Below are 21,026 nucleotides of genomic sequence, written 5' to 3' on the forward strand. Positions count from 1 at the left end.
TCCTTGCCGTACATGGGCCCTGGTGAACGCGTTCCCCGTTTTCCGCGGACGGCACGGTGTGAGCACCGCCGACCGGGGCAATCGGCGTGGGTGAGTGATGAAGGAAGTGATCGCAGGACACGCGTCACCGTGCTGGTGGCGCTCGCGGCCAATCTGGTGATAGCGGTGGCCAAGGCCATCGGCGGCCTGGCGGCGGGATCACCCGCCCTGCTGTCCGAGGCGGCCCACTCGGTGGCCGACAGTATGAACGAGGTGTTCCTGCTCGCGGCACTGCGCCGCAGCCGTCGCCCCGCCGACCGGCGTCATCCCTTCGGCTACGGCAAGGAGCGGTTCTTCTGGTCGCTCCTCGCGGCCGTCGGGATCTTCGTGATGGGCGGCTGCTTCTCGTTCTTCCAGGGCTTCGAGGCCCTGGCGAGCGGTTCGGAGGAGAAACTCAGCGGCTATGTGGCCGGCCTGATCGTGCTCGGAATCGCCCTCCTCGCGGAGGGCGGTTCGCTGTTGCGGGCGCTGTACCAGGTGCGCCGGCAGGGCGGCGCGGGTGCCGGGCTGCGCGATCCGGCTCTGCGGACGGTCGTCGCCGAGGACGGCACCGCGGTGCTCGGCGTCACCCTGGCCATGGTGGGCATGGCGCTGCACATGGTCACCGGCCAGGTGGTGTGGGAGGCGTCCGCCTCGCTCGCGATCGGCGCGCTGCTGGTCTACGTGGCTTTCCGGCTGGGCCGCGACGCCCGCGACCAGCTGATCGGTGAGGCGGCCGACCCGGAGTCGAGCGGCCGGATCCAGGCGCTGCTGCGGGCCCAGCCCGAGATCGACAGTGTGGAAGCGCTGTTCACGATGAAGACCGGGCTGGACACGGCCCTGGTGGCCGCCCGCGTCGACCTGGTGCCCGGCCTGGACAGCGAGCGGGTCGAGGAGGTCGCCGTCCGCATCAAGCGATCCATCGCCCGGACGGTGCCCGAGGCCCACCAGATCTTCCTCGACGTGACCGACCGCCCCGCCCGCGAGGCAGCAGAAAGCCCCGCCGCGACGGGGGAACGCGGCGGGGCCTGAACCTCGCGTGCCCCCTCGCGGCCGGTTCACACACACGAGGACGAAGTTTTTCGGCCGGCTGCCCGCACCGGGCAGCCGACCCCTGTCTCAGCCGCCCTCGGCGGGCTCCAGTACGAACACCGGAATCTCCCGGTCCGTCTTCTTCTGGTAGTCGGCGTACGCCGGGTAGGCCGCGACGGCTCGCTCCCACCACGCCGCCTTCTCCTCGCCCGTGACCTCACGGGCGGTCATGTCCTGCTTCACCGGACCGTCCTGGAGCTCCGCATGCGGGTCCGCCAGGAGGTTGAAGTACCAGACTGGGTGCTTCGGCGACCCGCCGAGGGAAGCCACCGCGGCGTATCGCCCCTCGTGCTCCACCCGCATCACCGGTGTCTTGCGCAGCTTCCCGCTCCTGGCACCCCGTGAAGTCAGGATGACGACCGGCATCTTCGAGCCCTGCAGCGTCGTCCCCTCCGTACCGCCGGAGCTCTCGTACAGTTCCACTTGCTTGCGCACCCACTGCGTCGGGCTGGGTTCGTACTCGCCTTCGAGAGGCATGACATCCGTCCCATCGTCGCGTCCGCGGCTGATCGCCACCTGATTGCAACATCCGCGCCCCCGGGAATCATCCGCATCCGGCCGGATCCGGCCGGACGTGGACTCACCCCGGCGCGAGCGCCATCCGCACGGCCAGATCCGTCATCACCCCGCTCGCCACCAGTGCCGTCGCCAGCCGCCCTCGATGGCCGGTCAGCGCCCGGCCCAGCAGCGCTCCGCTCCCGGCCAGCAGCACCTGCCAGCTCGCGGAGGCGGCGAAGGCGGCCACCACGAACACGCCCTGCTCCAGCGGACCGGCCGGGCCCGTGGCCTGGGAACCGAGCACGAGGGCCGCGAAATAGATGACGGTCGTCGGGTTGAGCAGGGTGATGCCCAGCAGGCCCAGGTAGGCCCGGGCGGGGTTCGGGGGAGCGGGGGCACTCCGGGTCGCGAGCCGGTGGCCGCGGTACTCACGCACGGCGGCGAGCGCGCCCCATGCCGCCAACGCGAGCAGCACCAGCACGCAGACCCACCGCAGCGGCCCGAGCACCGGCCGCAGCGCGGACGCCAGGGCCGTGCCCCCGAGGGTGGCCGCGAGGGCGTAGAGCCCGTCGGCGGTGGCGACGCCGAGCGCCGCGCTGACACCGGTGCGCAGGGAGGTGCGGGCGGTGAGGGAGACGAGGTAGGTCCCGACGGCGCCCACGGGGACGGCGATGCCGTACCCGGCGAGCAGCCCCGCGACGAGCGCGGCCGTCATGACCGCGGCGGCGTCGGACCTCCCCGGCGGCCGGACCGCTGCTGGCGGCGCGCGGCAGAAGCGGCGACGGACAGCGGCAGGAGAACGGTGAACGCAGTCATGGCTGGATCCTGGAGGCTGTCCCGCCGTACCGACAACCGGTTTTCGCATCGGCGTCGCCGCACCCGCGCCCGGGCAAGGACGCCGAGCCCGCAACACGGGCCACCGCCCCCGGCGTTCGAACGGGAGGACGGCATTCCCCGGCCAAGTTGCCGCCACCGGCGATCTGGCCGAACTTCGCGTCGCCCTATAGATGCCTGGGGCATCTAATGAAGATCGGCACGACGCTCTACTCGTCTGCGAGGTCTTCATGACGGACACGACCGCACCCGTCGTCTTCCCCCAGAGCCGGACCTGCCCCTACCACCCGCCCGCCGCCTACGACGCGCTGCGCACCGAACGCCCCCTGACCCGCATCACCCTCTTCGACGGCCGTGAGGCCTGGCTGGTCAGCGGGCACGCCACCGCCCGCGCCCTGCTGGCCGACCCGCGTCTGTCGTCCAACCGCGACCGGCCCGGCTTCCCCACCCCCACCAAGCGCTTCGCCGGGATCCGCAACCGCAGAACGGCCCTGCTCGGCGTCGACGACCCCGAGCACCGGGCCCAGCGGCGGATGGTCGTCGGGGACTTCACTCTCAAGCGGGCCGTCGAACTCCGGCCACGGATCCAGCAGATCGTGGACGAACGGCTCGACGCGATGATCGCCCACGGCCCTGCCGCGGACCTGGTGAGCGCCTTCGCGCTGCCCGTGCCGTCCATGGTGATCTGCGCCCTGCTCGGCGTCCCCTATGCCGACCACGACTTCTTCGAGACCCAGTCGCGGAGGCTGCTGCGCGGCCCGGAGACCGCCGACGTCCTCGACGCCCGCGACCGGCTGGAGTCGTACTTCGGTGAGCTGATCGACCGCAAGCAGCGCGACCCCGGCACCGGACTGCTGGACGACCTGGTCCAGCGGCAGCTGCGCGAGGGCGACCTCGACCGCGAGGGCCTGATCGCCATGGCCCTCATCCTGCTGGTCGCGGGCCACGAGACGACCGCCAACATGATCTCGCTCGGCACCTTCACCCTGCTCCAGCACCCCGAGCGGCTCGCCGAGCTGCGCGCGGACCCGCGACTGCTGCCGGCCGCAGTGGAGGAGCTGATGCGGATGCTGTCGATCGCGGACGGCATGCTGCGCCTCGCCGTCGAGGACATCGAGGTGGCCGGGACGACGATCCGCAAGGGTGAGGGGGTGGTCTTCGCGACCTCCGTCATCAACCGCGACGAGAGCGTCTACCCCGAGCCGGACACCCTCGACTGGAGCCGCCCGGCCCGTCACCACGTCGCGTTCGGCTTCGGCATCCACCAGTGTCTCGGCCAGAACCTCGCCCGCGCCGAGCTGGAGATCGCCCTGCACAGCCTCTTCGACCGGCTGCCCACCCTGCGCCTGGCCGCTCCGGCCGAGGAGATCCCCTTCAAGCCGGGCGACACCATCCAGGGGATGCTGGAACTCCCCGTGACCTGGTAAAGGCTTCCGCACATGCACATCGGCATCGACAAGGACGTCTGCATCGGGGCGGGCCAGTGCGCCCTGACCGCCCCGGGGGTGTTCACCCAGGACGACGACGGCTACAGCACCCTGCTGCCCGGCGGGGAGGACAGCGGCGGCCCGCTGCTGCGGGAGGCGGCCCGCGCCTGCCCGGTCAGTGCCATCACCGTGTCCGAGACGGTGAGCTGACCCCGGCTCTCACGCGGCGTCCAGAAGCCGCCGGGCCGCCTCGCGTGCCTCGGCCGCGGGCTCGGTGCTCCTGGTGACGCCCGCCGTGACCATGGCACCCTCGGCCAGCAGGAACAGTTGCCCGGCCAGCGCGCCGGGCAGCCCCGCCGCCGCCACGAGCGCGCCGAGGTATTCCCGGAACGCCCGCTTGTGCGCGCGCACCTGGGCCGCCACCCGCGCCGAGGTGGCGCCCAGCTCGCCGTACGCGTTGAGCCACGCGCAGCCGCGGAAGCCCGGCTCGCCGAACCACATCCCCAGCCAGTCGAACACGGCCAGGAGCCGCTGCTCCGGCTCCTCGTGCCGCTCGACGTACTCGGCCAGCTGCCCTCGCCAGCGCGTGTCGCGCCGCTCCAGATACGCCTCCACCAGTTGCTCCTTCGCCGGGAACAGCTGGTAGAGCCGCTTGAGCGAGACCCCGGAGGTGCCGCGGACGTCGTCCATGCCGACGGACTGCACACCCCGCCCGTAGAACAGCTCCTCGGCGGCGTCCAGCGCCCGCTCCCGGGCCTCCGCGCTGTCCATGTACGACCCTCCTTGACGCGAGAACGAGCGTTCTCCTACGGTAGCAGCCCTGTGGAGAACGCTCGTTCTCCCTTGCTGACAGGGAGGATCCATGTCCGACCGCCCGCCGCTGCCGCCCTTCACCCGCGAGACCGCCGCACAGAAGGTCCAGGCCGCCGAGGACGCGTGGAACACCCGCGACCCGCACAAGGTCGCCCTCGCCTACTCGCCGGATTCCGTCTGGCGCAACCGCGACACCTTCGTCACCGGCCGCGCCGAGATCGCCGAGCTCCTGACCCGCAAATGGGAGCGCGAGCAGGAGTACGCGCTGCGCAAGGACCTGTGGGCCTTCGACGGCAACCGCATCGCCGTCCGCTTCCAGTACGAGTGCCGCGACTTCGAGGGGCAGTGGTGGCGCTCCTACGGCAACGAACTGTGGGAGTTCGACGAGCACGGCCTGATGACCCGGCGCGAGGCGAGCATCAACGACGTCCCGATCGAGGAGAAGGAGCGCCGTATCCACGGTCCACGGCCGGAGGCCGAACGCGGAGACACGTTCCCCCTCCGGTGAACCCGGGGGAGTCGCTTAGGGTTTCCGGGATGACCGAACAGGCCGCCGCCCGGAAGCCCTTCCTCTACGTCGTCGTCTGCGCCGCCGGCATCGCCGCCGACGTCAGCAAGCTGATCACCGCCGCGCAGGAACGGGACTGGGAGGTGGGCGTCATCGCGACACCCGTCGCCATGACCGGCTTCTTCGACACCGCCGCCGTCGAGGCCCAGACGGGCCGCCCGATCCGCTCCGCCTGGCGTACCCCCGGCGCGCCGCGCCCGTTCCCGGCGCCCGACGCCGTGGTGGTCGCGCCCGCCACCTTCAACACCGTCAACAAGTGGGCGGCCGGCATCGCCGACACCCTCGCCCTGGGCACCCTGTGCGAGGTCGCGGGCCTCGGCGTGCCGATCGCCGTCCTGCCGTGCGTGGCCGACGCGCTGGCCGCCCACCCCGCCTACCGGGACAGCCTCGAACGGCTCGGCGGGATGGGCGTGCGGTTCGGCGAGCCGTACACGGGAGAGCCGGGGGAGGACGGCGGGCGGCCGGAGTTCGGGTGGGAACGGGCCCTGGACCTGATCGCACGCGGCTGACGGTCGGGCGCGGCCGGCCGTCGGCCCCACCAGGGGACAGCAGCGATGACGGCCCGTCAGACGCCCTGACCGGCCGCGTCTTCGAGCACACACGAACACGTACGCTCGCCGTGGAAACCCTCCCGAAGGCAGGAGCAGCAACGATGCAGTACGTGAAGCTCGGTTCGACGGGCCTGGACGTCTCGCGGATCTGTCTGGGGTGCATGACCTACGGTCTGCCCGACCGCGGCGCGCACGAGTGGACCCTCGACGAGGAGGCCTCGCGCCCGCTGATCCGGCAGGCGGTCGAGGCGGGGATCAACTTCTTCGACACGGCGAACGTCTACTCCGACGGCACCAGTGAGGAGATCGTCGGCCGTGCCCTGCGCGACTTCGCCCGCCGCGACGAGATCGTCCTCGCGACGAAGGTGCACGGCCGGATGCGGCCCGGGCCGAACGGCGGCGGACTGTCCCGCAAGGCGATCATGACCGAGCTCGACCAGAGCCTCGCCCGCCTCGGCACCGACTACGTCGACCTCTACCAGATCCACCGCTTCGACCCGCACACCCCGGTCGAGGAGACGATGGAGGCCCTGCACGACGTCGTCAAGGCGGGCAAGGTCCGCTACATCGGGGCCAGTTCGATGTACGCCTGGCAGTTCTCCAAGATGCAGTACACCGCGCGGCTCAACGGCTGGACGCGTTTCGTCTCGATGCAGAACCACTACAACCTGATCTACCGCGAGGAGGAGCGCGAGATGCTGCCCCTGTGCGCGGACCAGGGCGTCGGCGTCCTGCCCTGGAGCCCGCTCGCCCGCGGCCGGCTCACCCGGGACTGGGACACCACGACCGGGCGCAGCTCCACCGACACCTTCGGCAGCACCCTGTACCAGGAGGGCGACCGCACCATCGTCGAGGCGGTCACCCGCATCGCCGGCGAGCGGGGCGTCCCCCGTGCGCAGGTCGCCCTCGCCTGGCTCCTCCACCAGCCCACGGTGACCGCCCCGATCGTCGGCGCGTCCAAGCCCGGACACCTGGAGGACGCGGTGGCCGCCGTGGAGATCCGGCTGAGCGACAAGGAGCTGGAGGAACTTCAGCGCCCGTACGGTCCCCATCCCGTCGCCGGGCACTGAACGCATCACTCGCGGCTCAGTGCGGCCCCTGCGGGGCGAACTCCGTTCCGCAGGGCCCCGCCCCCTCGCTCTCCGCCAGCTCCACCCTCGCCCCGCTCATCGCCAGCGTCCGGTAGTACCGCCCGATCCGCTCCGCCGACCGCCCCACGTAGTGCCCGATGAACGACCGACGGAACCGCTCGGCCGCCCGGTTCGGCTGCGACCCGTGCACCAGGCTCCCGTTGAAGAACAGGACGTCCCCCGGCGCCATGTCCACCGGCACCGGCGTCAGCCCCGCCGGCGGCGGAACGTACTCCCGGGCGAAGGACACGTCCGAGTCGGCGAGCTCCGGGCAGAACAGGTCCATGAGATGCGTGCCCGGCACGACCTCCAGCCCGCCGTTCTCCCGGTCGATCACATCGCAGGCCACCCACGCCGCCACACACGTGCCCGGCTCCACCCGCAGATAGAAGTTGTCCTGGTGCAGCGCCTGCCCCCGGGCCCCCGGCGGCTTGAAGTAGAACATGCTCTGCGCGGCCAGCACCTCCTCCCCGAGGAGCACCTCCAGAACCGTCCGCAACCGGGCGTCCAGCAGGACCTCACGCGCGAGGCCGTTGATCTCGTGTGGGTGCATCACCCGGGGCCAGACATGCAACGGATCGGCGCCCGGCGCGTCCGCCGCGCGCGGCTCGAAGTGCCCGGGTACCGGACCCGCCGCCCGCAGCGCCGCGAACTCGCCGCACAGCCGGTCGATCTCGTCGGCCCCGAAGAGCCCGCGCACCACCGTGAAACCGTCCTCCTCGAACCCCTCCCGGTACCGCCGGAGCCCGGCGGGGTCCAGGATGGAAGCGCCGACGGCGCCCTTGCCCGTGACTGTCATGAACGCACTCCTCGGTCAGGTGTCCTCGGTCCAAAACGCTAGGCCGCCCAGTCGTCGAGGAGGATGCCCGTGCGTGCTGACGGATTGCCCGACACTGCTGAGCGCGGGGAGGCCGGGAAGACCGGGAACACCGGGAACGCCGGGAACGCCGGGGATCCCGCTCCACCGCCGGGGCTCGTCGTGCTCGGCCACTTCGACCAGCCGCCCGGCTACGGCGTCAACCGGCCGCACGGATCCGCGAGCTGGCTCTTCACCTGGACCACCGCGGGCCGGGGACGGCTCTGGCAGGGCGGTGCGCAGACCCCGGCCGGTGCGGGCGACCTGGTCGTGCTCGCCCCCGGCGTCCCGCACGGCTACGCCGTCGAGCCCGGCGCCCGGCACTGGAGGTTCTGGTGGGCGCACTGCCAGGCCCGTCCGTCCTGGGCCGCGTGGCTTCGGCCGTACGACGCGGGCGACGGGATGTACGTGGTCACCTCCGCCCCTGCCGGGGTGCACGGCCGCGTCGGGACGGCGTTCCGGCGGATGCACGCCGACGCGCGCTGGACCGGCACCGAGGCACCGCCCGACGCGTCACCCCCGGACGGGCAGGTCGCCGTGGCGCACGGCAGCGCCGCCCGCGAACTGGCCCTGTGCGCACTGGAGGAGATCGTCCTCCTCACCACCGCCGGGGCCCGGTCGGCGACGCCCCGGCCCGGCCTCGACGCACGGATCCGCCGTGCCCAGGAACTGATCGACGCCGACCCGGGCGCCCCGCACACCGTCCGCTCGCTCGCCGGGAGCGTCGCGCTGTCACCGTCCCGCTTCGCCCATCTGTTCAGCCGGCAGCTCGGTCAGTCGCCCATGCGTGCCCTGCGCGAGGCGCGGCTGCGCCATGCCGCGCGGCTGCTGTATAGCACCGACCTGCCCGTGGAACGCGTCGCCGCGGCCTCGGGATTCGTCAGCCCGTTCCACTTCAACCGCGCCTTTCGCGAGCGCTACGGGGCGCCGCCCGGGGCGTACCGCACGATGCACGGCGGTTCGCCGGGCTGAGCCCCGCTATTGGTTCCGCGGGAGGCCCCGAAAGGCCGGCGCGGAGAAGGCCGTCGACGGTGTGAGCTGCTGTGCAGGCGGTGGGGCAATGGTTTCCGGGCGGCTACCGGAGGCGGGTAAATGTGAGCCGATAAAGGGGGCAGACAGCACGGAAATGCCTTTCGTTCCGCTGATTGACATTTTGTCAAAAAGCGCTGGCAGCGCACGCAATGCACGAAACCGCCGGATCCCTTGTTCCCTGTCCCTGACCTGTGCAAAGGTGTGCCGTGGCGGCGTGCCCACATCACGCCTTTCTTCGTATGCGCGAGGCCGCCGTGCCGGCATACCCCTTGGTATGGACTATATTCCGCGTGTCCTTGAGAGGAATGCAGCCGTGAAAGACGCAGGCCCGTCGAATTCTCCGGCCTCGGCCCGCAGGTTCGGCGCGACGGACGAGCAACTGAGCGCGGAGCTCAGGAAGTGGACCGGGGCGACACCCGCACTTCACCCCGTCGGTGAACTGCTGGACCGGCACTGGGAGGCGGCCTTCGCCTACGCCCGGCTGTGCACCGACGGCCCGCGCTCCGCGGGAATGCTCACCACTGCGGCTTTCACCCGGCTTTTCGGCGAAACCCTCCGGCAGAACGGCCCGACCTCCGCATGGCGGCCCCATCTGCTCGTCACCGTGCGGCGCATCGCGGCCGAGTGGGCCGGTGACCACAGACGGGACATGCTCCACCCGGAGCTGCTCGCCGGGACCGGCGAGGGGGAGCGGCCCGCCGCCCGACTGCTGCCGTCGCCGCGTCGGCGCCTGCTGTCCGGGGCCTTCCAGCGGCTGCCCCAGTCCGCGCGGTGCCTGCTGTGGCACGTCGAGGTCGAGGCCGAACCGCTCACCTCCCCGGCCGGGTTGCTCGGCCTGGACGAGGAGGGCGCGCGCGTCGAGCTGGACCGGGCCCGGGACCGGCTGCGCGAGGAGTGCCTCCAGCTGCACCGCGAACTCGCCCCCGACGAGGAGTGCCGCCGCTATCTGCGCCTGCTCGACGTGACGTACCGACGCGGGGGCGTCGACATCGACCAGGATCTACGCGCGCATATCGAGGGCTGCGGGCACTGCAGCGCCGCCGCCGACCAGCTCGACCAGTTCAACCACGGCCTCGGCGCCGCCCTGTCGGAGGGGGTGCTGGGCTGGGGCGGGCGGGGGTACGCCCAGAGCCGGGTGAGTGACGCCGGGGAGCCCGGCGGAGGCGGCCGCGGGACCGGTGCCGCGGAGCGCGGTCACGGGCTGCCCCGGCGAGCGACCGGTGCGGCCGGCACCGCCAGGACCCCGGCCGGTGTGACGCCCGAGGCCTTCCCGGACCCGGTCGCCATGGCGCGCGAGGCCTTCCCGGATCCGGTGGACGTGGCGCGTGAAGTGTTCCCGGATCCGCTTGGTGGGGCGCGCGAGGTCTTCCCCGGCCCGGGCGGGACGGCGCGTGAAGTCTTCCCGGACCCGGTGGGCACGGCGCGTGAGGCGTTTCCCGATCCGGCCGGTCAGGGACGTGAGGCCTATCCGGACCCGGTTGCCCTGGCCGGCACCGTCGGGGAGTCGTTCACCGATCCGGGCGGGCCGGTCGCCGTGCCGCCCGCTCCCGCGGCCGAGGGCGCGGACGCGGCCAGGAACACCGCCGAGGCTTCGGTTCCGAACCCCGCGGGCCTCTCCGCCTCGACCGCCACCGCATCCCCGGGTCCCCGGACCGAAGGCCCGAGAACCGCCGCCCGTAGATCCGCCCACAAGGCGTCCCGCCGTGCCGCCCGGCGGCGCAACCTCACCGCGGGCATCCTGACCGTCAGCGGCCTCGTCGTCCTGCCGCTGGTCCTGTGGTCCATCGGCGACTCCGGCGACGGCGCCCCGTCCGGCGCCGACCGGTCCGCCGAGGAGGCCCCCGACTCCGAGGCGGGCGAGGCGAACGGCGACCCGTCCTCGGCCGGGGCGGGCGACGCCGAGAAGGGCGCCCTCAGCGGCCGGCTGCACAACGTCGCCTCGGACCTGTGCGTGGGCATCGACGGCAAGAAGGCCGTCGAGGGCGGGGAGGCCGAACTCACGACCTGCTCCGCGGATGCCGCCCAGCAGTGGACGTACGAGACCGACGGACTGCTGCGCAACGGCGCCGCCCCCGACCTGTGCCTGGACTCGCGGCTCGGCTACTCGGTGCGGCTGGCCCCCTGCGAGGGCGCGTCCCGGCCGGACCCGAAGTACATCCGCTACGACTTCACCCTCCAGGGCGCCCTGGTGCCCCGCTGGGACCAGGACCTCGCCCTGGCCCCGGCCGCGACCGACGGCTCGGGAGCCCTGGTGGTCAAGGCCCGGGCGGACGACAAGGTCCAGCGCTGGGTGATCGACACCTCCAAGGCCGACCTCCAGATGGAGGCCGTCAACTGGAACGCCGCCGCTCCGGCCCCGCGTACCACGCCCGAGCCGACCCCGACTCCCACACCGTCGAAGACGCCGGGGCCCGCACCGACGCCGTCCGCGACCTCCTCGGCCCCGCAGCCGACGCCGAGCAGCCCGGCCGCCACCGACTCGTCCTGCTACCGCTACGGCTACTACTGCGACGCGGACGGTCAGTACGGCAACCCGGGACACGGCTACCCCGGCTACGGCTACGGCGGCTATGGCCACGGCGGAGGCGGCCGCCGCTGACCCGGGCGTGCGCTCAGGCCCCCACGACGGTCAGCGACAGCCACAGGGCCGCCACGGCCGGCACCAGCGCCGCCGGCACGGCGAGCAGCCCGAGCCGCGTGAACTCCCCGAGCCCCACCCGGTGCCCGTGCTGCTGCACGATCCGCCGCCACAGCAGGGTCGCCAGCGATCCGGCGTAGGTCAGGTTGGGGCCGATGTTCACACCGAGCAGCACCGCCAGCACGGCGCCGGGACCGGCCCCGGCGGTCAGGGGCAGCAGCACCAGCACCGCGGGCAGATTGTTGATGAGGTTGGCCAGAACGGCGGCCACCGCGGCCACGCCCAGCAGCGTGAGCAGGCCCGATCCGTCGGGCAGGACACGCTGCAGCGCGTCGGCGAGCCCATGGTCGACGACCGCGCGCACGACGACGCCGAGCGCGAGCACGAACGCCAGGAAGGCCGGGCCCGCCGACCGCACCACGGTCAGCGGCGTGGCCCGCCGGCGCACCAGCGCCCGCCCGGCCAGCACCAGCGCACCGGCCAGCGCGGCCCACGCCGGCTCGATCCCCACGGCGGAGGCCACGACGAACCCGGCGAGCGTGCAGCCGACCGTGACGAGGGCGAACAGCGGGAGCGGCTCGGGACGCGGCACGGGCTCGGGGGAGGGGAGAGGCGCCGCCAGTTCGTCGTCGAAGAAGCGCCGGAACACCAAGTACTCGGCGGCGATGGCGACCAGCCACGGCAGCGCCATCAGTGCGGCGAAGCGGGTGAAGCTCAGCCCGCTCGCCGTGAAGGCCAGCAGATTGGTCAGGTTGGAGACCGGCAGCAGCAGCGAGGCGGTGTTCGACAGATGGGCGCACGCGTACAGGTGCGGCCGGGCCTGCACGCCCATGCGGGTGGCGGTGGCGAGCACCACCGGAGTCAGCAGGACGACGGTGGCGTCCAGACTGAGCACGGCCGTGATGACGGACGCCAGCGCGAACACCGCGGTCAGCAGCCGCGCGGGGCGCCCCGCCGCCCAGCGGGCCATCCACGCCCCGCACGCCGTGAACAGCCCCTCGACGTCGCAGAAGTGGGCGAGCACCAGCACGGCCGCGAGGAAGCCGACCACGGGCCCCAGCCGCTGGATCTCCTCCCAGGCGTGGTCCGGTGAGATCACTCCGAGGGCGAGGGCGAGCCCGGCGGCAGGCACCGCCAGCACGGCCTCGGGCAGGCCCTTCGGGCGGGCGACGGCCCACACGAGTACGGCGGCCAGCAGCGCAACGGACACGACTTCGGCGAGCGGGGTGTTCAGGGCGGGGTCCTCCGGAGCGCGGGCAGGTCGTGGCCGCCCATGAAAGCAGGCGCAGGTAAGAGACTCTCAACGGCCCTGCTGGGTACGGTTCGGGGACCGCTGCCCGCGCCGAGCGCCGTCAGGAGCTCCTGCCCCGGCGCCGGCCGCACGGCCGCCGGCCCGGCCCGGTGCCCTCAGATCTCGTCGTCGAGCAGGGCCAGCTCCGCCCAGATCGTCTTGCCGTCGGCGGTGTGCCTGCTGCCCCACCGCTGGGTGAGCTGGGCGACCAGCAGCAGACCGCGGCCGCCCTCGTCCCAGGTCTTGGCCCGGCGCAGGTGCGGCGCCGTGTGGCTGGTGTCGGAGACCTCGCAGATCAGGGTGGCCGCGTCATGGATCAGCCGCAGCCGGATGGGCTGGGCGCCGTAGCGGATGGCGTTGGTGACCAGCTCGCTCACGACCAGCTCGGCGGTGAACGTGGCCTCGATCAGCTGCCAGCGTTCGAGCTGGTCGACGACCTGCTTGCGGATGGGGGCCACCAGTGCCGGGTCGGCGGGGATGTCCCAGGTGGCGACCTGGGTGGACGGCAGGCCGCGGGTGCGGGCCAGCAGCAGGGCCACGTCGTCACTGGAACCGGCGGGCGGGAGCAGGGTGTGCAGCACGCGGTCGCAGATCTCGTCCAGGGAGTCGGAGGGCGCCGACAGGGCCTCGCGGAGCATCCGGCTGCTCGCGTCGACGTCCCGCTCGCGGCTCACGAGCAGCCCGTCCGTGTGGAACGCCAGGACGCTGCCCTCCCGCAGCTCGACCTCGGCGCTCTCGAACGGCAGCCCCCCGACGCCCAGCGGCGGGCCCGAGGGCAGGTCGAGCTGCTGTGCCGGGCCGTCCGGCGGCACCAGCAGGGGCAGCGGATGCCCGGCCCGGGCCAGGTTGCAGCGCCGCGACACCGGGTCGTACACCGCGTACAGGCAGGTCGCGCCCATCTCGCCGGTGCCGTTGTCCCCGCCGGACTCCTGGGACAGCCGGACGACCAGGTCGTCGAGGTGGGTGAGCAGTTCGTCGGGGGCGAGGTCGATGTCGGCGAGGGTGCGGACGGCGGTGCGCAGCCGGCCCATGGTGGCCGAGGCCTGGATGCCGTGGCCGACGACGTCGCCGACGACCATGGCGACCCGCATCCCGGACAGCGGGATCACGTCGAACCAGTCGCCGCCCACGCCGGAGCGGGTGGCCGGCAGATAGCGGGAGGCCGCCTCGACCGCCGCCGTGAGCGGCAATGTGCGGGGCAGCAGGCTGCGCTGCAGGGTGAGGGTCGTCTCGCGCTCGCGGGAGTAGCGGCGCGCGTTGTCGATGCAGACGGCGGCCCGGGCCGTGACCTCCTCGGCCAGCAGCACGTCGTCGTCGGTGAACGCCTCGGGGCGCCTGAAACGGGTGAAGACCGCCACCCCGAGGGTCGTGCCCCGGGCCTGGAGCGGTACGGACATCGTGGAGTGGATGCCGTACTCCTGGACCCGCTGGAAGCGCATCGGGTCCCAGGCCAGCCACCGCTCGAGGTCGCCGGACGAGCCCGAGGCCACGACCGTGTGCCCCGCGACCAGCGAGGCGGCCTGCGGGGAGCTCTCCGGGTAGACGTCCACCTGCCCCGGCTTGGCGACGGCCTCGGGGCTGCCCTTGTTGACCGACTGGTGGGCGCACCGGCGCAGACTCAGCGGCGTGGCCGGCGCTCCGGCGGACTCGCCGCCGTGCTCCTGCGGGTCGAGCAGGTCGACGCTGACGAAGTCGGCGAGCGCCGGGACGCACACGTCCGCCAGCTCCTGCGCCGTGCGGGTGACGTCGAGGGTGGTGCCGATCCGCACGCTCGCCTCGTTGACCAGTTGCAGCCGCTCCCGTGACCGGTACTGGTCGGAGAAGTCGTGGGCGGTCACGCACACGCCCCGTACCTGGCCCGTACCGTCGGTGAGCGGCGCCATCCGGGCCAGCCAGGCGTGCGCGCCCCGGTTCTCGCCGGTCGCCTTCATGTACGTCTGCATGTCCTGCCGCCGGCCGGTGCTCAGCACCCGGCGCAGATACTCTTCGAGCTCGGAGTTCTGCGGACGGCTGCCGATGTCGGTGGGCCTCAGGCCCAGCATCCGCCCGGCGGGCAGTCCCACGAGGTCCGCCATGGCCTCGTTGACGCCGCGCAGCCGCAGTCGCTCGTCGAAGATCATCGTGGCGCAGGGCGACTGGGTCAGGGCCATGCGCACCAGCGGGTCCTCCGGAAGCCCGTGGTCGGCGGACTCCGGCGGGGACACCGCGAGCCAGTCGGTCGCCTCCGCTTCGTCCGGCGGTCTGCGGTGGGCGAGGACCCACAGAGACACGGGGTGGCCGTCACGGTGACGCAGTGTGAGTGTGCCGCTCCAGCGGGAGTCTTCCGGCACGGGCGGCGGGTCCGCGCCGTGGGCCAGCAGCGCGGCGGCGGGGCGGCCCACGACCTCGGCGGCCGTGTGGCCCAGCAGACGGCGGGCGCCCTCGCTCCACTCGGTGAGCGTGCCGTCGACGGCGATGACGGCACGGGCGGCCACGCCATCGTCGAACGCCTCGTCCGGGCTCATCGTCGCGACTCCATACGGACACTCACAGTGAACAGGGAGGCCAGTTGAGTTCCAGCCTAGTCCGTAGGCGCCCGACGTGGACCGGTAACCCCGGTGCCGCCTCCTCGGCCCGCATCTGGCGCACATTCGGCCGAAGTGATCCCTGAGGCAGAAGGGCGCTCCCGCACCCTTGACGGGCCGGTGTGACACATCGACAGAATCTGTTTGTTCGCGATGAGTTGTGAGTACTTCTGGGCCCTAATGAGGGAGAGCCGTCATGTCGGTCACTCGCAGATCGGTCTTGCTCGCCTCCGCGGCCGCGCCCGCGGCCGGAGCGCTGCTCGCCGCCCCGGAGGCGTGGGCCGCCGGGGAGGTGCGCGGCGCGTCCGGCCGCCGGACCGTCGCACTGCGCGACGGCTGGCGCTTCGCACTGGTGAACCCGGGGGGCATCACCGACCCGACCGGGGCTTACGCCGAGGCCCACCTTCCCGGCTACGACGACTCCGGATGGCGCGAGACCGCCGTCCCGCACGACTGGAGCATCGAGCAGACCCCCACCACCGAGCACGGCACCACCAGCGGCACCGGCTTCCTGCCCGGCGGCCTCGGCTGGTACCGCCTGGCCTTCACCCTGCCGCCCGCCCTCGCCGGCAAGCGCGTCTCGGTGGAGTTCGACGGTGTCTACATGGACTCCACCGTCTACTGCAACGGCAAGGAGGCCGGCCGCCACCCCTACGGCTACACCGGCTTCGCCCTGGACCTCACCGACCTGGTGCACACCGACGGCACCACCGGGAACGTGATCGCCGTCAAGGTCCAGAACCGGCTCCCCAGCAGCCGCTGGTACTCGGGCAGCGGCATCTACCGCGAGGCCCGCCTGGTGATCACCGAGCCGGTGCACGTGGCCCGCTGGGGCACCCGCGTCACCACGCCCGAGATCTCCGCCGAGCGTGCCGTCGTACGGGTCGCCACATCCGTCGTCAACGCCTCGGGGGCGGGTGCGGACGTCGAGGTCGTCTCCCGGATCGTCGACCGCAAGGGCCGGACGGTCGCCCGCACCTCCTCCACCGCCGCGGTCACCGGCGAGCGGACCGAGACGCACGAACTTACCGTCCGGCGCCCCGAGTTGTGGGACTTCGAGGCGCCGCACCGCTACACCCTGCAGACCGAACTGCGCGTCGGCGGCAAGACCACCGACACCTACCGCACGCCCTTCGGCTTCCGAACCTTCCGCTTCGACCCGGACGAGGGCTTCTTCCTCAACGGCACCCACCACAAGATCAAGGGTGTCGACCTCCACCACGACCTGGGCGCACTCGGGGCCGCCGTCAGCATCGACGCCGTCCGCCGGCAGATGGAGATCATGCGGTCCATGGGCGTCAACGCCCTGCGCACCTCCCACAACCCGCCCGCGCCCGAGGTGATCCAGGTCTGCGAGGAGCTCGGCGTCATCATGCTGGTGGAGGCGTTCGACTGCTGGCGCACCGGCAAGAACCGGTACGACTACGGCCGGTTCTTCGACGAGTGGTGCGAGAAGGACACCACCGAGATGGTGCTGGCGGCCCGCAACTCGCCCGCCGTCCTGATGTGGTCCATCGGGAACGAGGTGCCCGACTCCACCTCCACCGCCGGCCTCGCCATGGCCGACCGGATCATCGCCGCGATCAGGGCCGCGGACGACACCCGTCCGCTGATCATCGGCTCCGACAAGTACCGCCGCCTCCCCGCCAAGGGCTCCGCGGCCGACCTGATGCTCGCCAAGCTGGACGGTCTCGGCCTCAACTACAACACCGCCAAGTCGGTGGACCAGCTGCACGCGGCCTACCCGCATCTGTTCCTCTTCGAGTCCGAGTCCTCGTCGGAGACGTCGACCCGGGGCGAGTACCAGGAACCCGAGCACCTCAACACCGGCGAGAACTACACGCCGGGAAGGCGCGGGACCTCCTCCTACGACAACAACCTCGCCTCCTGGACCATGAGCGGCGAGTACGGCCACAAGAAGGACCGTGACCGGAAGTGGTTCGCCGGGCAGTTCCTGTGGTCGGGCATCGACTACATCGGCGAGCCCACGCCGTACGACGTCTTCCCGGTCAAGGCGTCCTTCTTCGGCGCGGTCGACACGGCGGGCTTCCCGAAGGACATGTACCACCTGTTCCGCAGCCAGTGGGTCAGTGAGCCGATGGTCCATCTGCTGCCGATGACCTGGAACCACGAGAAGGGTGACACGGTCGAGGTCTGGGCGTACGCGAACGTCGACACCGTCGAGCTGTACCTCAACGGGAAGTCCCTGGGCGTACGGCGGTTCGACACCAAGAAGACCGTCGACGGTCGCCCGTACCTGGAGACGACCGAGGCGACCGGCGACGACAAGACCTTCACCGACGGCCCCTACCCCGGCAGCTACACCAGCCCGAACGGCAGCGCCGGCAAGCTCCACCTGACATGGAAGGTGCCCTTCGCGCCGGGCGAGCTGAAGGCCGTCGCACGGCAGGGCGGCAAGGTGGTCGCCACCGACGTGCTGCGCACCGCCGGTGCCCCGCACGCGATACGCCTGACCGCGGACCGCGAGTCCCTCGCCGCGGACGGCCGCTCCCTGGTCTTCGTGACCGCCGAGGTCGTCGACCGGCGCGGTGTGGTGGTGCCCGACGCGGAGCACCTGCTGTCCTTCGAGGTGGCGGGCGGCTCCCTCGCCGGGCTCGACAACGGCCGCCAGGAGAGCGCCGAGCGTTACCAGGCGAGCACCCGGACCGCCTTCCACGGCAAGGCCCTCGCCATCGTCCGGTCCGGCACCGAGGCCGGCGTGGTGAAGGTGACCGCCCGCGCCGAGGGGCTGCGCGCGGGCACGGCGACCGTACGCGCCACCCGGGCGCAGGACCGGGCCGAGACGGCCCCAGCCGCCTTCCGGCCGGATCACCCGGCCCCCGTCGACCACCCGCACGCGGACGCGAGCTATTCCGGCCGTCCGGACACCCTGCCCGCCGCCATGCTCGACAAAGATCCGGCCACCGGCTGGTCCAACGGCTTCTTCAAGCAGGCCACAGCCCTGCTGCCCGCCTTCGACGGCGCGCGGGCCGAGGACTGGGTCTCGGTCGACCACGGGCGCACCCGCGGCTTCGACCGGGTGGAGGTCGCCTTCACCGTGGACGCCACGCACAGCCTGCCCGCGGCGATCGAGGTGGCGGTGTGGGACGGCCGCGCGTGGCAGGCCGCGCGGGACACCGAGATCGGCTGGGCCGCCGCCTCCGACGCCCCGACCGTGATCACCTTCAAGGCCCTCCGCGGTTCCCGGATCCGGCTCACCCTCACGAGCCGTCACCCCGGCGAGCCCCGGGGCGCGATCCGCATCAGCCGGCTGGAGACGCCGGCCGCCTGAACCCCGTTGTGCCACGGGTCCGGACGGGTGGCGAACAGCCAGTCCCGTCCGGACCGTTGACGGGGTGTCACATCAAGCACAACCATGGCGGGCATCCGCATCTGGGAGCGCTCCCATTCCGAGCGCCACCCGCACCTCCCAGAGGAGCCCAGACGTGAAACGACGCAGAACCGCCCTGCTGTCCCTGACGGCCCTGCTGGCGACCGCGCTCACCGCGCTGCCCTCCTCGCCGGCCGGGGCCGACGAGGTCGAGCAGGTCAGGAACGGCACCTTCGACACCGCCACCGACCCTTGGTGGACGACCAGCAACGTCACCGCGGGCGTGACCGACGGCCGGCTCTGCGCCGACGTCCCCGGCGGCACCGCCAACCGCTGGGACGCCGCCGTCGGGCAGAACGACATCACCCTCGTGAAGGGGGAGTCGTACCGCTTCTCGTTCAGCGCGACCGGGACACCCGCCGGGCATGTGGTGCGGGCCATCGTGGGCCTGTCGGTGTCGCCGTACGACACCTACTACGAGGTGACACCGCAGCTCAGCGTCTCCGGCGACACCTACTCGTACACCTTCACCTCGCCCGTCGACACCGCGCAGGGCCAGGTCGGCTTCCAGCTCGGCGGCAGCGCGGACGCCTGGCGCTTCTGCATGGACGACGTCTCGCTGCTCGGCGGCGTGGCACCGGAACCGTACGAGCCCGACACCGGGCCCCGGGTCCGCGTGAACCAGGTCGCCTATCTGCCGGCCGGGCCGAAGAACGCCACCCTGGTCACCGACGCCACGGGCAAGCTGCCGTGGCAGCTGAAGAACTCCGGCGGGAGGGTGGTCGCCCGGGGCACGACCCTGCCGCGCGGCGTCGACGCCTCCTCCGGGCAGAACGTCCACTCGATCGACTTCGGCGCCCACCGCACGAAGGGCACGGGCTTCACGCTCGTCGCCGACGGCGAGACGAGCCGGCCCTTCGACATCGACGCGAGCGCCTACGAGCGGCTCCGGCTGGACTCGGCGAAGTACTACTACACCCAGCGCAGCGGCCTCGCCATCCGCGACGACCTGCGGCCCGGCTACGGCCGCCCGGCCGGTCACGTCGGCGTCGCACCCAACAAGGGCGACACCTCGGTGCCCTGCCAGCCCGGCGTGTGCGACTACACCCTCGACGTCAGCGGCGGCTGGTACGACGCCGGCGACCACGGCAAGTACGTCGTCAACGGCGGCATCTCCACCTGGGAGCTGCTGAGCACCTACGAACGCGCGCGCAACGCCCGCACCGGGCAGGCGGACAAGCTCGGGGACGGCACGCTCGCCATCCCCGAGAGCGGCAACAAGGTGCCCGACATCCTCGACGAGGCCCGCTGGGAGCTGGAGTTCCTGCTGAAGATGCAGGTGCCCGACGGCAAGCCGCTGGCGGGCATGGCCCACCACAAGATGCACGACGAACAGTGGACCGGACTGCCGCTGATGCCCCACGACGACCCGCAGAAGCGCGAGCTGCACCCGCCGTCCACGGCCGCGACCCTGAACCTGGCCGCCACGGCCGCGCAGGCAGCCCGCCTGTACCGGCCCTACGACAGGGCGTTCGCCGGCAAGGCCCTGTCCGCCGCCCGCAAGGCGTGGTCGGCGGCGCTCGCCCACCCCGACCGCCTCGCCTCCGAGAGCGACGGCATCGGCGGCGGTGCCTACGCCGACAGCGACGTCAGCGACGACTTCTACTGGGCGGCTGCCGAGCTGTACCTCTCCACGGGGGAGAAGCAGTTCGAGGAGCATGTCCTGGAGTCCCCGGTCCACACGGCCGACCTCTTCAAGCCGATCGGCTTCGACTGGGCCCGCACCGGCGCGGCCGGCCGGCTCGACCTCGCCACGGTGCCCAGCCGGCTGCCCGGCCGGGACAAGGTGCGCCAGTCCGTGATCAAGGGCGCCGACCGCTACCTGGCCACGCTGAAGGCACACCCCTACGGCATGCCGTACGCCCCGGACGGCGACAAGTACGACTGGGGCTCCAGCCACCAGGTCCTCAACAACGCCGTCGTCCTCGCCACCGCGTACGACATCACCGGCGCCTCGAAGTACCGGGACGGCGCGCTGCAGAGCATGGACTACATTCTCGGCCGTAACGCGCTGAACATCTCCTACGTCACCGGCTACGGCGAGGTCAGCGCCCAGAACCAGCACAGCCGCTGGTACGCCCGCCAGCTCGACCCGAACCAGCCGGGCCCGCCGAAGGGCACCCTGGCGGGCGGGCCGAACTCGAGCATCCAGGACCCCTACGCCCAGAGCAAACTCCAGGGCTGCGTCGGCCAGTTCTGCTACATCGACGACATCCAGTCCTGGTCGACCAATGAGCACACGATCAACTGGAACGCCGCCCTGACCCGCATGGCCTCCTTCGTGGCGGACCAGGGGTAGGGACGGGACAGCCGTGCCGCGTGC

General features: G+C 72.3%; 16 protein-coding genes. 10 read left to right on the forward strand and 6 right to left on the reverse strand.

The annotated features are described in order from the left end of the window. The first annotated feature begins 3 nt into the window (after positions 1-3). Complete coding sequence (locus tag AB0G20_RS25770; RefSeq protein WP_361306540.1) at positions 4-1,050, forward strand: cation diffusion facilitator family transporter; 1,047 nt, start codon at positions 4-6, stop codon at positions 1,048-1,050. A gap of 87 nt (positions 1,051-1,137) precedes the next feature. Here the strand turns inward: AB0G20_RS25770 and AB0G20_RS25775 are convergent, their stop codons facing one another. Together AB0G20_RS25775 and AB0G20_RS25780 are read right to left on the reverse strand one after the other, a co-directional pair. After that, entirely contained in the window at positions 1,138-1,587 is a 450-nt protein-coding gene (locus AB0G20_RS25775) for a nitroreductase family deazaflavin-dependent oxidoreductase (protein WP_361306408.1), read from the reverse strand. Between the two features lie 103 nt (positions 1,588-1,690). Further along, complete coding sequence (locus AB0G20_RS25780; protein WP_361306410.1) at positions 1,691-2,323, reverse strand: LysE family transporter; 633 nt, start codon at positions 2,321-2,323, stop codon at positions 1,691-1,693. A 349-nt stretch (positions 2,324-2,672) separates the two neighbouring features. Here AB0G20_RS25780 and AB0G20_RS25785 point away from each other — a divergent pair, with 349 nt between their 5' ends. Both AB0G20_RS25785 and AB0G20_RS25790 read left to right on the forward strand, forming a co-directional pair. After that, positions 2,673-3,869, forward strand: coding sequence for a cytochrome P450 (locus AB0G20_RS25785; protein WP_361306412.1), 1,197 nt, complete (start codon positions 2,673-2,675; stop codon positions 3,867-3,869). Between the two features lie 12 nt (positions 3,870-3,881). Then, positions 3,882-4,079, forward strand: coding sequence for a ferredoxin (locus tag AB0G20_RS25790; protein WP_361306414.1), 198 nt, complete (start codon positions 3,882-3,884; stop codon positions 4,077-4,079). 9 nt (positions 4,080-4,088) lie between these two features. On the opposite strand, the gene AB0G20_RS25795 is transcribed toward AB0G20_RS25790, so the two are convergent. Next, entirely contained in the window at positions 4,089-4,640 is a 552-nt protein-coding gene (locus AB0G20_RS25795; RefSeq protein WP_361306416.1) for a TetR/AcrR family transcriptional regulator, read from the reverse strand. Positions 4,641-4,731: 91 nt separating this feature from the next. Here AB0G20_RS25795 and AB0G20_RS25800 point away from each other — a divergent pair, with 91 nt between their 5' ends. From AB0G20_RS25800 to AB0G20_RS25810, 3 genes are all read left to right on the forward strand, one after another. Next, positions 4,732-5,190 carry a nuclear transport factor 2 family protein gene (locus tag AB0G20_RS25800; RefSeq protein WP_361306418.1) on the forward strand — a complete coding sequence of 153 codons (459 nt, stop codon included), beginning with the start codon at positions 4,732-4,734 and terminating at the stop codon, positions 5,188-5,190. A gap of 29 nt (positions 5,191-5,219) precedes the next feature. Beyond that, positions 5,220-5,759 (forward strand): flavoprotein, encoded by a 540-nt coding sequence (locus AB0G20_RS25805; RefSeq protein ID WP_361306420.1) that lies wholly within the window; start codon positions 5,220-5,222, stop codon positions 5,757-5,759. Between the two features lie 143 nt (positions 5,760-5,902). Then, on the forward strand, positions 5,903-6,871 hold the full coding sequence (locus AB0G20_RS25810; protein ID WP_361306422.1) for an aldo/keto reductase: 969 nt from the start codon (positions 5,903-5,905) through the stop codon (positions 6,869-6,871). 16 nt (positions 6,872-6,887) lie between these two features. Here AB0G20_RS25810 and AB0G20_RS25815 read toward each other — a convergent pair whose 3' ends face one another. Then, complete coding sequence (locus tag AB0G20_RS25815) at positions 6,888-7,730, reverse strand: phytanoyl-CoA dioxygenase family protein (RefSeq protein ID WP_361306424.1); 843 nt, start codon at positions 7,728-7,730, stop codon at positions 6,888-6,890. A 63-nt stretch (positions 7,731-7,793) separates the two neighbouring features. Between AB0G20_RS25815 and AB0G20_RS25820 the strand changes: the two genes are divergently transcribed. Continuing rightward, on the forward strand, positions 7,794-8,759 hold the full coding sequence (locus AB0G20_RS25820) for a helix-turn-helix domain-containing protein (RefSeq protein WP_361306426.1): 966 nt from the start codon (positions 7,794-7,796) through the stop codon (positions 8,757-8,759). A 373-nt stretch (positions 8,760-9,132) separates the two neighbouring features. After that, positions 9,133-11,418 carry a ricin-type beta-trefoil lectin domain protein gene (locus AB0G20_RS25825; RefSeq protein ID WP_361306428.1) on the forward strand — a complete coding sequence of 762 codons (2,286 nt, stop codon included), beginning with the start codon at positions 9,133-9,135 and terminating at the stop codon, positions 11,416-11,418. A gap of 13 nt (positions 11,419-11,431) precedes the next feature. Here the strand turns inward: AB0G20_RS25825 and AB0G20_RS25830 are convergent, their stop codons facing one another. Next, positions 11,432-12,691 carry an arsenic transporter gene (locus AB0G20_RS25830; protein ID WP_361306542.1) on the reverse strand — a complete coding sequence of 420 codons (1,260 nt, stop codon included), beginning with the start codon at positions 12,689-12,691 and terminating at the stop codon, positions 11,432-11,434. Between the two features lie 173 nt (positions 12,692-12,864). Next, complete coding sequence (locus AB0G20_RS25835) at positions 12,865-15,252, reverse strand: SpoIIE family protein phosphatase (protein ID WP_361306430.1); 2,388 nt, start codon at positions 15,250-15,252, stop codon at positions 12,865-12,867. A gap of 256 nt (positions 15,253-15,508) precedes the next feature. Between AB0G20_RS25835 and AB0G20_RS25840 the strand changes: the two genes are divergently transcribed. Further along, positions 15,509-18,604 (forward strand): glycoside hydrolase family 2 TIM barrel-domain containing protein, encoded by a 3,096-nt coding sequence (locus AB0G20_RS25840; RefSeq protein WP_361306432.1) that lies wholly within the window; start codon positions 15,509-15,511, stop codon positions 18,602-18,604. Between the two features lie 154 nt (positions 18,605-18,758). Continuing rightward, a complete protein-coding gene (locus AB0G20_RS25845) occupies positions 18,759-21,002 on the forward strand; it encodes a glycoside hydrolase family 9 protein (RefSeq protein WP_361306434.1) in 2,244 nt (747 codons plus the stop codon). The last annotated feature ends 24 nt before the right edge of the window (positions 21,003-21,026 follow it).

Origin of the sequence: Streptomyces sp. NPDC024017, assembly GCF_040638895.1 — a bacterium.
Lineage (GTDB): Bacteria > Actinomycetota > Actinomycetes > Streptomycetales > Streptomycetaceae > Streptomyces.